This is a genomic window from Salinicola sp. JS01 (assembly GCF_030284585.1).
GTDB lineage: Bacteria > Pseudomonadota > Gammaproteobacteria > Pseudomonadales > Halomonadaceae > Salinicola.
This window is the reverse complement of sequence record NZ_CP127244.1, coordinates 1,721,843-1,736,076: the sequence shown is the minus strand read 5'-3', so window position 1 is coordinate 1,736,076 and position 14,234 is coordinate 1,721,843. Positions and strand designations below refer to the sequence as shown.

Annotated in this window: 12 protein-coding genes; 5 read left to right on the top strand and 7 right to left on the bottom strand. The window is 67.1% G+C overall.

Annotated features, from left to right (window positions below; translation table 11 throughout):
- Positions 1–77: 77 nt before the first annotated feature.
- Complete coding sequence (locus QO259_RS07805; protein WP_285952399.1) at positions 78–1,262, top strand: benzoate/H(+) symporter BenE family transporter; 1,185 nt, start codon at positions 78–80, stop codon at positions 1,260–1,262.
- On the opposite strand, the gene QO259_RS07800 is transcribed toward QO259_RS07805, so the two are convergent.
- On the bottom strand, positions 1,259–2,125 hold the full coding sequence (locus QO259_RS07800) for a transglutaminase family protein (protein WP_285952398.1): 867 nt from the start codon (positions 2,123–2,125) through the stop codon (positions 1,259–1,261). The genes QO259_RS07805 and QO259_RS07800 overlap by 4 nt on opposite strands.
- Before the next feature lie 150 nt (positions 2,126–2,275).
- Positions 2,276–4,831, bottom strand: coding sequence for a circularly permuted type 2 ATP-grasp protein (locus QO259_RS07795; protein ID WP_285952397.1), 2,556 nt, complete (start codon positions 4,829–4,831; stop codon positions 2,276–2,278).
- 404 nt (positions 4,832–5,235) lie between these two features.
- Between QO259_RS07795 and QO259_RS07790 the strand changes: the two genes are divergently transcribed.
- Both QO259_RS07790 and QO259_RS07785 read left to right on the top strand, forming a co-directional pair.
- Positions 5,236–6,690, top strand: coding sequence for a circularly permuted type 2 ATP-grasp protein (locus tag QO259_RS07790; RefSeq protein WP_285952396.1), 1,455 nt, complete (start codon positions 5,236–5,238; stop codon positions 6,688–6,690).
- A 3-nt stretch (positions 6,691–6,693) separates the two neighbouring features.
- On the top strand, positions 6,694–7,680 hold the full coding sequence (locus tag QO259_RS07785) for an alpha-E domain-containing protein (RefSeq protein ID WP_285952395.1): 987 nt from the start codon (positions 6,694–6,696) through the stop codon (positions 7,678–7,680).
- A gap of 9 nt (positions 7,681–7,689) precedes the next feature.
- Here the strand turns inward: QO259_RS07785 and QO259_RS07780 are convergent, their stop codons facing one another.
- The 3 genes from QO259_RS07780 to QO259_RS07770 all read right to left on the bottom strand — a co-directional run bounded on the left by QO259_RS07780 (position 7,690) and on the right by QO259_RS07770 (position 10,124).
- The gene (locus tag QO259_RS07780) at positions 7,690–8,757 is read right to left on the bottom strand and encodes a zinc-binding metallopeptidase family protein (protein WP_285952394.1); all 1,068 of its coding nucleotides are present in this window, start codon (positions 8,755–8,757) and stop codon (positions 7,690–7,692) included.
- Positions 8,758–8,921: 164 nt separating this feature from the next.
- On the bottom strand, positions 8,922–9,344 hold the full coding sequence (locus QO259_RS07775) for a hypothetical protein (RefSeq protein WP_285952393.1): 423 nt from the start codon (positions 9,342–9,344) through the stop codon (positions 8,922–8,924).
- 174 nt (positions 9,345–9,518) lie between these two features.
- Positions 9,519–10,124, bottom strand: coding sequence for a Yip1 family protein (locus QO259_RS07770; protein WP_285952392.1), 606 nt, complete (start codon positions 10,122–10,124; stop codon positions 9,519–9,521).
- Between the two features lie 298 nt (positions 10,125–10,422).
- On the opposite strand from QO259_RS07770, the gene QO259_RS07765 reads away from it, so the two are divergent.
- Complete coding sequence (locus tag QO259_RS07765) at positions 10,423–12,132, top strand: proline--tRNA ligase (protein WP_285952391.1); 1,710 nt, start codon at positions 10,423–10,425, stop codon at positions 12,130–12,132.
- Positions 12,104–12,793, top strand: a complete 690-nt coding sequence (locus QO259_RS07760; protein ID WP_502949135.1) for a lytic transglycosylase domain-containing protein — start codon at positions 12,104–12,106, stop codon at positions 12,791–12,793. Before QO259_RS07765 ends, QO259_RS07760 begins: the two co-directional genes overlap by 29 nt.
- 22 nt (positions 12,794–12,815) lie before the next feature.
- Here the strand turns inward: QO259_RS07760 and QO259_RS07755 are convergent, their stop codons facing one another.
- Both QO259_RS07755 and rfaH read right to left on the bottom strand, forming a co-directional pair.
- A complete protein-coding gene (locus QO259_RS07755) occupies positions 12,816–13,325 on the bottom strand; it encodes an FKBP-type peptidyl-prolyl cis-trans isomerase (RefSeq protein WP_285952748.1) in 510 nt (169 codons plus the stop codon).
- 356 nt (positions 13,326–13,681) lie between these two features.
- Positions 13,682–14,218 (bottom strand): transcription/translation regulatory transformer protein RfaH, encoded by a 537-nt coding sequence (rfaH, locus tag QO259_RS07750; protein ID WP_035469994.1) that lies wholly within the window; start codon positions 14,216–14,218, stop codon positions 13,682–13,684.
- Positions 14,219–14,234 lie beyond the last annotated feature (16 nt).

Sequence of the window (14,234 nt, the reverse complement as noted above, 5' to 3'; positions counted from 1 at the left end):
CAATGTGCGTTATAGCGCACGTTGCGTCCGGCCAAATCGTGCGCTATAACGCACGAACCGTTCTCGAGATTCCCGCCATGCTTCACTCCCACTTCTGGCGCGACAGCAGCCCCGCCCACGCCACGGCCGGTTTCGTCGCCGTGCTGGTCGGCTATAGCAGCTCTGCGATCATCATCTTCCAGGCGGCCGCCGCTGCGGGAGCCTCACCGAGCCAGATCGGGGCCTGGCTGAGCGCGCTGGGGCTGGCGATGGGCATCACCTCGATCGGGCTCTCGCTGCTCTATCGCCAGCCGATTCTCACCGCCTGGTCGACACCCGGCGCCGCGCTGCTCGCGGTCAGCCTGCCTGGCAGCTCGCTCAACGAAGCGATCGGGGTATTCATGTTCTGCGCCCTACTGGTGCTGATCTGCGGCATCACCGGCTGGTTCGCTCGGCTGATGCAGGTGATCCCGCAGTCGATCGCAGCGGCGATGCTGGCCGGGGTGCTGCTGCGCTTCGGTCTCGATGCCTTCGTCTCGCTGGGCCACGAGTTTACTTTGGTGCTGGTGATGCTAGCGACCTATCTGATCGCCAAGCGCTGGCTGCCCCGCTACGCCATCCTGCTGGTGCTGACACTAGGGCTCGCGTGCGCCGCCGCGCTGGGCAAGATCGATACCGCAGCAGCACGCTGGTCGTTCGCGCTGCCGTCAGCCGTCATGCCCCATTTCAGTCTCGCCAGCCTGCTCGGCATCGGCTTGCCCCTGTTCGTGGTCACCATGGCCTCGCAGAATGCGCCCGGCGTCGCCACGCTGCGTGCTGCGGGCTACGACACCCCGATATCGCCGCTGATGATCTGGACCGGTATAGCCACGCTGCTGCTGGCCCCCTCCGGGGCCTTCAGCGTGTGCCTCGCCGCCATCACCGCCGCAATCTGCATGGGCGGTGACGTCCACGCCGATCCGGCACGGCGCTATCCGGCCGCGGTCTGGGCGGGGCTTTTCTATCTGCTCGCGGCGGTATGCGGCGGCTCGATCGGCAGCCTGTTCGACGCCCTCCCGCGGGAGCTGGTCTTGGCCCTGGCCGGCCTGGCACTGCTACCGACCATCGCCAGCAGCCTGCACCGCGCGCTGCGCGAGGAGGCCCAGCGCGAGCCAGCGTTGATTACCTTCCTGGTCACCGGCTCCGGGGTGAGCCTGTTCGGTATCGGCGCGGCATTCTGGGGGCTGGTCGCGGGCATGCTGGCGCTGGGTATCGCCGGTTTTCGTCGCAGATCAAGATTTTAGGCGGGGTCGGTGGTCAACGGCTCCACATCCACCGCCACCTCCAGCACATGCGAGCCGCCGCCGCTCATCACCCCTTTCAGCGGCGGCACGTCGCCGTAGTCGCGGCCCCAGCCGGTGATCAGATGCCGCTCACCGGGCAGCGTACCGTTGGTCGGATCGAACTCCAGCCACCCCCAGCCCGGCAGATAGAGCGCACTCCAGGCATGGGAGGCATCCGCCCCCACCAGCCGTGGTTGACCCGGCGGCGGTCGCGTTTCGAGATAGCCGCTGACGTAGCGCGCAGCGAGCCCCAGCGAGCGCAGGCAGCCGACCATCAGGTGGGCGAAGTCCTGACATACACCGCGGCGCGCTTCGAGCACGTCGAGCACCGGTGTCGCCAGCGTGGTGTAGCCGGGATCGTAGATGAAATCTTCGAAGATGCGCCGATTGAGTTCGGCGGCAGCCTCGAGCAGCGGCCGCCCCGGCGTGAAGCTGATGGCGGCAAAGTCGTAAAGCGCCGCGTGGCGGGTGACGAATGGCGAGTCGAGCTGATAGAGCCGGCACGCCACCCGCTCGCGGCTGGCCGCGCGCACTGCCTCCCAGGCGCCGACTGAAGGCGGCTGCGGGCGCGCGTCGGCGGTCAAGCAGGTTTCGGCAGTCACGGTCAGGCTCTGATGCACCTCTTGAACGCTGAAGTAGTTGACCTCGTTGCCGAACGCGTCGCGCCGCGTCTGCAGTACGGCCGGCGCCGGCGTCACCGTCAGGCGGGTCGGTTCGGGGAGCTGCCAGGTCAAGCGCCGCGGCGTCAGGCGCGCCTCGTTGTGGCACAGCGAGACTGGCGCGGCGTAATCGTAACGGGTGCTGTGGCTGACGCGATAGCGCATGAAATCCGTTTCCCTCTCTAGCGACACCCGCGACTTCTCTCTAGCGATACCCAAGACTTCTCTCTAGCGACACCCGAGACGCCTGTCTGGATGCCCGGGAATCACGTCCGACAGGTCGTAAAACTAAGCAATCCGCGCTTCACGGTGTGCTCAGGGTGCCTGCATCGGAATCAGTTGGCGTGGCGCCTCGGCATGGCTGAAGTGGCTATACTCGATCGCCTGGGACAGTGCCGCCAGCGGCTCGGCAAGGGCGTCCAGCAGGCTCGCCAGAGCCTGCCTCGCCTGCGGCATCAGCGCACTCTCGGCCAACGAATCGAGATCCGCCAGATGCAGCGCGGCCCGCGCGCGAATCAACAGCCGCGCCTCATCGCTGCGATAGGGCGTATCCTGCGGCTGGGGTAGATGCGCGATCTGGCGCTCCAGACGCTTGAACATATAGCCGATCGAGCGCGGATTGCCCTCATCGAACAGCAGCAGATCGAGAATCGCCGCCGGATAGAGCTCGCTACGGTAGCGTCGGCGGTAAGCACTGGCATTGTCGGTGGTCGCCAGCACCACTTCCCACAGACCGTCACCGGTCGCTGGCGCGCTGTCACCCTGGGACGCCGACTGGGGCGCCTCGATCAGCGCCACCCGCAGCAGTCGCAGGGTGAGCATGGCACGCTCGATGAAGCGTCCGATATCGAGGAAACGCCAGCCGTAATGGTGCGGCATGGTCTCGTTGCAGAAGCCGAAGAACGCCGCCGACTGGGTGATCAGCGCTTCCACCGCGCGCCGCCCCTCGTGGATGCCCGCCTGCGGCAGGCGCGCGCCCTCCTGATGCAACTGGTTGAACACCCGCCAGGCGTCGTCGCCGAGATGGTCGCGCACCGCCCGGCCATTGGCCACCAGCCGCGCCAGCAGGCTGGGTAGCGCCTCAGAATGCCCCTCCTTGAATAGCGACAGAAGCTGCTCACGATCGTGCTGGAAGCGGTTCTGAGCGGAATCGGCCGGACCCCGCTCGAGACCCAGCAGACGCAGCAGATCATCCAGCGCCGGGTCGGCAAGAGTCTCCTGATCCTGCTCCATCAGGCGATAGATCGCTTCACGCAGCAGCCTGGCGTGGCCGTCCAGACGCTCACCGTAGCGCCCCAACCAGAACAGGCTCTCGGCCACCCGGCTGGGCAGGTCGGCGCCGTCACGGGTGACCACGAACGGTTGCGACGCGCGTCGCAGCCGGCTGACGTGGGGCTGCGGCGAGGTAGCGCTGACCCACACGTCCTTGACGCACTGACTCGTCGCCATTGCCGCCCCGGGCAGCCCTTGCCACGCTACGCCCCCCGGCATCGCTTCGAAGCCCGCCGGCCGGCGCTGATCGTCGTAGCGCGCCTGCACGAAGCAGCGCAGATTGAAGGTCGCCGGCGTCAGCCCGGCGCCGACGTGGGTCATGAATGGCGCCGTGGCCCCCTCCAGCGGACGCGACGCCACATAGCGCTCGGGATGCGCCACCAGCGCCGCGCGCAGCGCCGCTTGTGCCCCCGGCGCCAGGCTCTTGGGCTCGCTGATCGCGTGGCCGGCGTCGATGCGCTGAAAGCGCAGCCGCTCGAAGTCGGCAAGCGCCCAGGCCAGGCCCGCCGCCTCGCCGCACCAGTGCGACTCGGGCCCCGAGATCGCCAGCGGTTCGCCCAGCAGGCGCTCGCACAAACGCGGCAGATAGGCCGCGATCAATGGATTCTCCAGCACGCCGGCCCCGGGAGGGTTGGCCACCCCGACCCCGCCGCCGCGAATTGCTGCCAGCAGCCCGGGCACGCCGATCAGCGAGTCGGCCTCCAGCTCCAGCGGATCGCTCCAGGCATCGCCGATCTGCTTGAGCAGCACGTCCACTGGCACCAGCCCGCCCAGGGTGCGCATCCATACCCGCGCATCGCGCACCACCAGGTCGCTGCCTTCGACCAGTGCCAGGTTGAGATAGTTGGCCAGGTAAGCGTGTTCGAAATGGCTGGCGTGCGCCGAGCCCGGAGCGAGCAGCGCAATACGCGGTTGGTTGAGTGTCAGCGGCGAGAGTGCGCCCAGGGCGTGGTGCTGACGCTCAAGGAAGCCCGCCAGACGACGCAGCGGCGCGTTGCGATAGACACCGGGAAAGGCACGCGCCATGGCGATCCGGTTCTCCAGCGCGAAGCCCATGCCGGTGGGTGTCTGCAGGTGGTCGGCGAGCACGCACCAGCGGCCGTCGCTATCGCGGCTCAGATCCACGGCCAGCAAGGAAAGCGCCGGCGCCCGCTTGCCGTAGAGACGATCGCAGGCGAGCAGAAACCCCGGATTGGCGAACAGCGCATCGGCGGGCAGTACGCCCTCCTCGAGCATGCGCCGGGGGCCGTAGATATCCGCCAGCAGCGCATCGAGCAGACGCATGCGCTGCATCAGCGCGCGCTCCAGATGCTGCCACTCGGCCGGGGTGATCACCAGCGGCAGCGGGTCGAGCCGCCACTGACGCAGACTCTCGGGATCGTCGGCCGAGCGGCCGTAGGTGACGCCGTTCTCGTGCAGCAGGCGCTGAATCTCTTCGACTCGCTGAGCCAGGGTGTCGCCGTCGAGACGTTCGAGCGCCGCCAGCAGCGGCTGCCAGCGTCGCCGCAGCGAACCGCGCGGGGTCACCAGTAGATCAAAGCCCGACTCGGTCTCATAGTCACCGAGCCAGGGTGTGGTGCGGGTGTCGGTCTCAGCCATCGCCGCCTTGCTACCTTTACACGGGCACATCCGGCCAGCATCGAGTCCGGCCTCCTGCCGGACCACGCGAGCCGCCCAGGGGCGGCCCGTCCATTTTCACGCAGGGCGCCGACCCGCTACGCCAGGCCGACGGCGGCGCGCAGCGAGTCCGCGCGCCCTGGCGCCAGCTTAATCGCACCACCTGCCGGCGTCACCTCTGATCGCTTTATCGGCCGGCGGCGCTGTCACTGCAGTCTTGCGCGCCGCAGATCGCTACCCCACCGCCTGGCCCGCGGCGGCGAGAAAACTCAGTCACCTTCATCGCACAACGCAGGTGACAGTCTGGCCTGGCGCTCACTATGCTGAGACAACGACACAACAACACGACGACCGGCCAGACCGATTCGCCGGCAGGAGCTTGAGCGATGGGCAATGTGGATTGGCAGCAGTATCCCGGCAAACCCTTCTACGACGAACTGATCGCCGCCTCCGGCGCACCGCGACCGGCAGCAGCACCGCTATGCGACATGCTGGAAAGCTTCACCCCGCGCGAGCTCAACGAACGCAAGCTGGCCGCCGAAGTGGCGATCCGCACCATGGGGATCACCTTCACCGTCTACTCCGAAGGCAGCACCATCGACCGCGCCTGGCCGTTCGACATCGTGCCGCGCATCATCCCCGCCAGCGAGTGGCGCGGTATCGAGGCTGGCCTGAAGCAGCGCGTCGATGCCCTCAACCTGTTCATCGACGACCTCTACCACGATCAGAAAGTGATCAAGGACGGCATCCTGCCCGGCGAGATTCTGGCCCAGTCGGTCAATTTTCGCCCCCAATGCCGCGGTATCGACCCACCCCACGGGATCTGGGCCCATATCTGCGGATCCGACCTGGTGCGTGATGGCGACGGCACGGTCTACGTGCTCGAGGACAACCTGCGCGTTCCCTCCGGCGTCTCCTATATGCTCGAGAACCGCAACGTGACCAAGCGCGTGCTGCCGGAGCTATTCCAGACCGGGCGCATCCTGCCGGTGGATGACTATCCGGCGCAGCTCTACGACACCCTGGCCAGCCTCTCGCCGCGCCCCGGCGACGAGCCTCAGATCGTGGTCTTGACTCCCGGCATCTACAACTCCGCCTACTACGAGCACGCCTATCTGGCGCAGCAGATGGGGGTCGAACTGGTTCAGGGCTCCGACCTGATCGTCGACGACGAAGACGTGGTCTACATGCACACCGTCGACGGGCTCAAGCGAGTCGACGTGATCTATCGGCGGATCGACGATCTGTTCCTCGACCCGGAGGCGTTCCGCCCCGACTCGATGCTCGGCACGCCGGGCCTGCTGCGCGCCTGGCGCGCTGGCAAGGTGGCACTGGCCAACGCCCCGGGCGCCGGCGTCGCCGACGACAAGGTGGTCTACGCCTTCGTACCCAAGCTGATTCGCTACTATCTCGACCAGGAGGCGACGCTGCCCAACGTGCCCAGCTACCTGTGCATGTTCGACGACGACCGCCGCTACGTGCTCGAGCATCTCGACGAGCTGGTGGTCAAACCGGCCAACGAATCCGGCGGCTACGGCATGCTGATCGGCCCACGCGCGAGTGCCGAGGAGCGCGCCGCCTTCGCCGAACGCATCCAGGCCGACCCGCGCAACTACATGGCACAGCCGACCCTGGCACTCTCCACCGCACCGACCCTGTTCGACGGCGCGCCCGAGCCACGCCACGTCGACCTGCGCCCGTTCATCCTCTCGGGGCCGGAGACCCACGTCACCATGGGCGGGCTGACCCGGGTGGCGCTGGTCAAGGACTCACTGGTGGTCAACTCCTCCCAGGGCGGGGGCAGCAAGGACACCTGGATCGTCGATACCGAGGAGGATTGAGCCATGCTGTCACGTGTCGCCGAAAATCTGTACTGGATGGCCCGCTACGTCGAACGCGCGGAGGACACCGCACGTCTGATCAGCGTCAACAGCAACCTGATGCTCGACATGCCGGCACGCGCTGCGCTGAGCTGGTCGACCCTGATCGACATCACCGGCAGCGAAGAGACCTTCGACGCGCTCTACAGCGAGCGTAGCGAGCGCAACGTCATCGACTTCCTGTGCCTGTCCCGCGAGCACACCGGTTCGATCCTCTCCTCCCTGGCCAACGCCCGCGAGAACCTGCGTACCACCCGCGACGTGGTACCGCGGGAGATCTGGGAGGAGATCAATCAGTGCTATCTGGAGATCCAGGAGCAGACCCAGAGCGGGCTCAAGCCGCGTCACCGCGATGCCTTCCTCAAGAGCGTGGTCCGCGCCTGCCAGACCCTCACCGGGCTGATCGAAGGCACCCTGAGCCACACCGAGGCGCGCACCTTTCTCTCGCTGGGGCGGCATCTGGAACGCGCCGACATGACCACCCGGATCCTCGACGTGCGCTCTGACAATCTGCTGCCGCGCAATCCCGAGGAGCTGATTCCGTTCGAGCACCTGCAGTGGATGAGCGTGCTCAAGTCACTCACCGCCTACCAGATGTACCGCCAGGCGGTCAGACTGCGGGTGCGCGGCCCCGATGTGCTGCGCTTTTTGCTCCAGGATCACGATCTGCCGCGCTCGGTGCTGCGCAGCCTCGAAGAGGTCAGCTGGGAGCTGCAGACCCTGCCCAACCACGACCGGCCGCTGGCGGTGGCGACGCTGGTGCGCGCCGAAGTCGCCGAAGCCGACGTCCAGACCCTGGCCCGCGCCCCGGAGCAGTTGCACCAGCTCATCGACGAGTTCCAGATCGGCTTCAACAATCTGCACGAAGCGATCGCCAGCGCCTACTTCGTGGTGCGCCCGGTCAAGAGTGCCAGCACCCAGGAGCGCGACCTCGGCGACGACGACGATTGAGCGTCACCCTCACCCGCGCGGCGACGTCGCCGCGCGGATCACCAGATCGTGGACATAGGCCAGCTTGTCGCGGATGGCCGGGGTGATGATCACCGGCACCACGTCGAGAAGTCCCATTTCACGATTGAGTTCGTTGAGCCCCATTCCGACCCGCTGAAAGGCCAGGATCATGGCATCGATGCCGCTCTCCGGAGCGGCTCGGGTCAGTCCCAGATCGCCGGCGGTGTCCAGCACCGAGACGATATCCTCGTAGAGCGAGAACGTCTCGGCGAAGTCCTCCCACGGATGCATGGTGGCGTAGGCCGAGACATGGCGCTCGCGCCAATCGGGCGCCGGGCCCTCGGCGTAGTAGCGCTCCAGCGCCTCGGCATAGGTGGGCGTGTCGTGATCGCCGAACACCGAACGGCAGGCCGCCTCGTCCTGCCCCTTGACCAGCAGATCCCAGTAGTAGTGGCCGATCTCGTGACGAAAGTGCCCGATCAGGGTGCGTAGAGGCTCGTTGAGGTCGACCCGCAGGCGCTCGCGCTCGACGTCGTCGGCCTCCTTGAGGTTGATCGTGATCAGCCCCTCGGCGTGGCCGGTATAGACCTTGTCGCTGCCCTCGGCGCTGCGCCACAGGCCGGCATCGGGAAGCGCATCGGCCATGAAGGCGAAACGCAGCGGCAGAGCCACGCCATCCTGAGGCGCCGGGTGCGGCAGGCCCATCAGGTCAAGGGTATAGAACAGCCGTCGCTTGGCCGCCTCCAGCGCCGCCCAGCGCTCGCGATGGCCCTCGATGGAGAGATCGGGGATCACCGTGTTGTGACGGCAGCAGTCGCACAGACCGTGGTAGCGTGCCGCGTCCGCCGGCGTCAGCAGGCGGTTGCAGACATCGTGATGAGCGTAGTTGAAGCACTTGACCAGGGTCGCGCCACAGGCCGGATTGGCGCAGCGATAGTCTGCCCCCTGCGGGATCAGCGCGGTCACGCTCGAGCACACCGGACACCAGCCGACCTCGGCGTGGCACACGGTGCAGCGGGTATTATCGAAGAACAGCCGAGTCGGCGGCTGGCAGCAGTGACACTCGAAGGTGCGCATGCGCTCTCTCTCAAGACGACGTCGAGCGCGGCGGCCAGCCCGGTTGGCGATCACCCGCCGCCCCAAACCGTGGCGGGGCAGCGTCGGAGCGCCGCCGCGCCCCTGCCTGAGAGCTTAGCAGAGCCCTGCCGCGCCAAACGTGACGCGGCTACCGATATCTACGCTCAGCGTGCGGCGAGATCGACCCGGGAGGCCTCGATCCAGGCCAGCGCCTGGCCCAGGTCCCGCGGGCGTTCGACCCGCACCACCTCGGCCTGCCAGCCCCGCGGCAGCCCGCGCGAGGCCAGCAGCGCATCGACCTGGGCGGTGTCGGCAGGGTCGTCGAGATGAGTGGCATCGATACCCGCCCCCGCCTCGCTGGGCAGATAGATGGTGTTGTTGGAGAAATCGATGGCGTAGGCGATCACGCCGGGCACGATGAAGAAGAGCAGCCCGATGCCGTCGGCGATGGCCACGCCGGGGTCGATACGCCCTGGCAGCTGGCCCTTGCGTTCGGGATAGAACAGCGTGCCGCAGCCGGCGAGCGCAAGCGTCAGGCTGGCGATGAGCGCGGTGGCGACGGCGCGCCTGGGGTCGAGGAGTGACATCGTCGGGATCCTGCGGTGGGAATCGAGCGTTAACCTAAAGTAACGCGCTTTCGACGTCCACCGCCGGCCGGCACGAAAACGCCCGCCTATAGTGGCGGGCGTCTTGGGAGCCAGAAGCCAGAAGCCAGAAGCCAGAAGCCAGAAGCAGGAGGCCAGCGTCTGGCGCCTTCATACTCACACCAGCGAAGCGCCGTAGCTCCACAGCAGGACGGTCAGCGCCAGCAGCGCCTCCAGCACCAGAATACCGATCGCCAGGGCCGCACTGGAGGCGCGCAGGCCCTCGCCGCGGTCGATGCCGAGAAACGACGGCAGTCCGGCGAACAGCAGATAGGCGGTGTAGCACAGGCCGACGATACCCGCGAGCAGGCACAGCCAGACGATGGGATAGAGGGCGACGATACCGCTCAGAAACATCGGTGTCGCCATATAGCCGGCGAACACCACGCAGCGGTTGAGGCTCGGCCGCGACGGATAGCGCCGGGCCAGCCAGTGCACCACGTTACCCATCAGCCAGACCGCAGCCAGAATCAGCGCATAGAAGATGATCGCGAGCAGGACCGCCGTGGAGGGCGCCACCTGCACGCGCTCCGCCAGGCCGGTTTCCGACGTGCCGAAGTGCCAACCCACCAGCGTGGTGCCGATGAACGAGCAGACGACGGGCACCGCCGCCAACAGCAGCACGTGATGGCCGTAGAGGTGGGAAACGGTCTCGTTCTCGCTGCTGATCTCCTGCCACTCGCGATTGGGATGCGTGAGAAGTCCCCAGACATGGTTGATCATGACGCGCCTCTCCACACCGCCGCGGGTCGCCAACGACGGCTTCCGTGAATGCCACCGCTCGCCCGGCGGGCGATGTCGGTCGCGACCCTGCCTTCACTATAGAAAAGAATTCGCCGAGCGGTAGCTAGACCTGTGGCTAGGCCGAACTCGCCTCGACGCCCAGGGATTTTACCCGGCCCCCTCCCCGTGGGCGGCTGCCATCTCTATACTGGCCGGCTCACGATCGACTCATCGCCGTGCCGCACCCGGCTCACCGCCGGTCCCGGACACCGCTGCTGAATACAGGAACGAACACGCCATGCGCGCCAGCCAACTACAGATCTCGACCCTCAAGGAAACGCCGGCGGATGCGGAAATCATCAGCCACCAGCTGATGCTGCGTGCCGGCATGATCCGCCGTCTGACCTCGGGGCTCTACACCTGGCTGCCGGTGGGCCTGCGCACCTTGCGCAAGGTCGAGCGCATCGTGCGCGAGGAGATGGATCTCGCTGGCGCCCAGGAGGTGCTGATGCCGGCGGTGCAGCCGGCCGAGCTGTGGCAGGAGTCCGGGCGCTGGGAGCAGTACGGACCGGAACTGCTGCGTCTCAAGGATCGCCATCAGCGCGACTACTGCGTCGGTCCGACGCATGAAGAGGTGATCACCGATCTGGTGCGGCGCGAGCTGTCGAGCTACAAGCAGCTGCCGACCAATTTCTATCAGATCCAGACCAAGTTCCGCGACGAGATCCGGCCGCGTTTCGGCGTCATGCGTTCGCGCGAGTTCATCATGAAGGATGCCTACTCCTTCGACGTCGACGAGGCCGGACTGGCGCGCTCTTACCAGAAGATGTACGACGCCTACGTGCGCATCTTCACCCGCCTGGGGCTCGATTTCCGTGCGGTGCTCGCCGACAACGGCTCGATCGGCGGCACCGGCTCCCACGAGTTCCACGTTCTCGCCGACTCCGGTGAAGACGCGGTGATCTTCTCCACCGGTTCGGACTACGCCGCCAACATCGAAAAGGCCGAAGCCATGCCCCCGCTCGGCGCCGAGCGCGCGGCACCGCAGGAGAGCCTGCGCCAGGTGCCCACCCCCGGCGTGCGCACCATTGCGGCGCTGGTCGAGGGCTTCGACCTGCCGATCGAGAAGACGGTCAAGACACTCATCGTGCACGGCGCCGAGGGTGGCCTGGTGGCCCTGATGGTACGCGGTGACCATCAGCTCAATGAGATCAAGGCGGAGCATCTGCCCCAGGTCAAGGCGCCGCTGACCATGGCCGAAGAGAGCGAGATTCGCGCCGCAGTGGGCGCCGGCCCCGGTTCGCTGGGCCCGGTGGGGCTGCCGATGCCGCTGATCGTCGACCGCAGCGTGGCACTGATGAGCGACTTCGGCGCCGGTGCCAACATCGATGACCAGCACCTGTTCGGGATCAACTGGGAGCGCGATCTGCCGCTGCCCGAGATCGCAGATCTGCGCAACGTGGTCGAGGGCGACCCGTCGCCGGACGGCCAGGGCACCCTCGCCATCACCCGTGGCATCGAGGTCGGCCACGTGTTCCAGCTGGGCCAGAAGTACTCGCAGGCGATGAACGCCACCGTGCTGGGTGACAACGGCCAGCCCGCCACCCTGCACATGGGCTGCTACGGCATCGGCATCACCCGCGTGGTCGCCGCCGCCATCGAGCAGAATCACGACGCCGGCGGCATCATCTGGCCCGACGCCATCGCCCCGTTCCAACTGGCGATCGTGCCGATGAACGCGCACAAGTCAGAGCGCGTGCGCGATACTGCCGAGGCGCTCTACACCCGCCTCACCGCCGCGGGTATCGATGTGCTGCTCGACGACCGCGACCTGCGCCCCGGGGTCAAGTTCGCCGATCAGGAACTGATGGGTATCCCCCACCGCCTGGTGATCGGCGACCGCGGCCTGGACAACGGCGAGCTGGAGTACAAGGGACGCCGCGACAGCGAAGTCACCATGGTCGCCGTCGAGGATCTCGATGCGTTCCTCGCCGAGCGCCTGGGCTGATCATCGCCTAACCCGGCGAGCCCTCGTCGGCACGCTGGCAGCGCTGCTGCTGGCGGCCGGCCCGCTGCCTGCCGCCGCGGCCCAGGCCGCGGCATCGCCTCCTTCCCCACTCCCCGCTACCGCCACAGACATCGACCCGGCGCACACGCCGCCCGATCCGGCGCTGATCCAGGCGCTGGCACGGTCGATGGCCGCCGAACCCGACAGCGGCGATCACTTCGATGCCCAGGTGTGGCTGCTCGACATGCAGTCGCGCCTGGCCCGGCGTCATCCCACTGCCTATCCCGATCGCCAGGCGCGCTTGCGCCTACTGCAGCGCGTTTACGTCGAAGCGCGTCGCGTCGCCCTGCCACCGGCACTGGTGCTGGCCCTGATCGATGTCGAGAGTCGCTTCCATCCCGCGGCCCGTTCGAGTGCCGGAGCGCGCGGGCTGATGCAGGTGATGCCGTTCTGGAAGGCCGAGATCGGCCGTCCACAGGACGACCTGGAGGACGCCGCCACCAATCTGCGCTACGGCTGTACCATCCTCGCCCACTATCTGACCCGGGAGAACGGTGACTGGACCCGCGCCCTGGCCCGGTACAACGGCAGCCTTGGGCGCACCACCTATCCAGAGCGCGTGATGGCGGCGTGGTACCAGCGCTGGTGGGTAGTTCGCTGAGCGCCGCGCGAGCGGCGTCGGATCAGACCTGCTTGCGGTCCTCGACCTCGGTGTGCGAAGTGCCCGGCGGCAGCGGATGCCCCTTGACCCGCTCGGCACGGGTGGCCTCGCGCACTTCGAGGATCTCGATCTCGTAGCTCAGCGTCTGCCCCGCCAGCGGGTGGTTGGCATCCACGGTGACGCTGTCGGCCCCGGCGGCGATCACCGTCACCGTGTGCGGCCCTTCCGGCCCCTGGGCCTGGAAGCGCGCGCCCGCCTGCAGCGGCTGGTCGACGGGAAAGGCGCTACGCGCGGTCTCGCTGACCAGCGCTTCGTCGCGCTCGCCATAGCTCTGCGCCGGGCTCAGCGTCACTCGCATCTGCGCGCCGGGCGCCGCATCCGCCAAGTGCGCTTCGAGCGCCGCGAACAGGTTACCGTGGCCGTGCAGATAGCTCAGCGGCTGCTGGCGCGCGCGGGAGTCATCGAGGGTGCGCCCGTCGGCATCGCTCAAGCGGTAGTGCAGCGTGGCGACACGTCCGGGGGTGATGGTCATTGCCGTCATGGGTCGTTCCTGAAAGTCGTGGCTGAAGATCGTTCCTGGAAAGAGAGAATATCGGCGGCTTCTCTTGCCAACCCCGGGGTACGTAAGACAAGTCAGCGAGCGCAGTCCTTTTCAGCCAGTGCCTAGGTGCTGTCTGAAAAGTCTACGAGCGAAGGCCAGGCCGGGGCGCGCAGCTAAGGCAAAAATTGGCGAAAACGGACCGGGCTGGCGCTCCAGTTTACGGGGTGTAAATGAGCATATTACTCGCTCCGCTCGCCCTTCGGGCCGTCCTACGGACGTTCTGAACGAGGTTCAGTGAGCCGATTTTTAACGCCGCAGGGGCGAGCGCAGTACTTTTCAGCCAGTGCCTAGGAAACCGGCTTGCGCAGCGCCTCCACTGGCAGCTCCAGCCGCTGGGTCTGCTGCAGCAGGTTGAGCAGCACGATCGCCCGCTCCTCGCCCTTCTGGGCGTCGAATATCGCCTGCAGGGCGCGAAACGGCCCGTCGGTGATCTCCACCAGGTCGCCACGCCGGTAGTAGACATTGGCGCGCTCGCGGCTGGTATCCGCAGCGACACGGTCGCGCAGGGTCGCGATCAGTGCATCCTGCACCGCCACCGGCTCGTGGCCGAAGCCGACCAGCCGCAGCACGCCACGGGTGGAGCGAATCGGGCGCCAGTTGCTGGCGAGGCGGTCGAGGCGAATGAACAGATAGTGGGGAAACAGCGGCTCGGCTACCCAGACCAGCTTGCCGCGGCGGCGCTTCTGGACTTCCAGCACCGGGTGGAACACCTCGTAGCCCTGGTTGTCCAGATGTTCGCTGGCGCGAAACGACTCACCGCCCTTGCACTGGATCACATACCAGCGAGGCAGCGCGTCACCGTCGTTCGTCGACTCCGTGGTCATGCTCGTCTTCCTGATC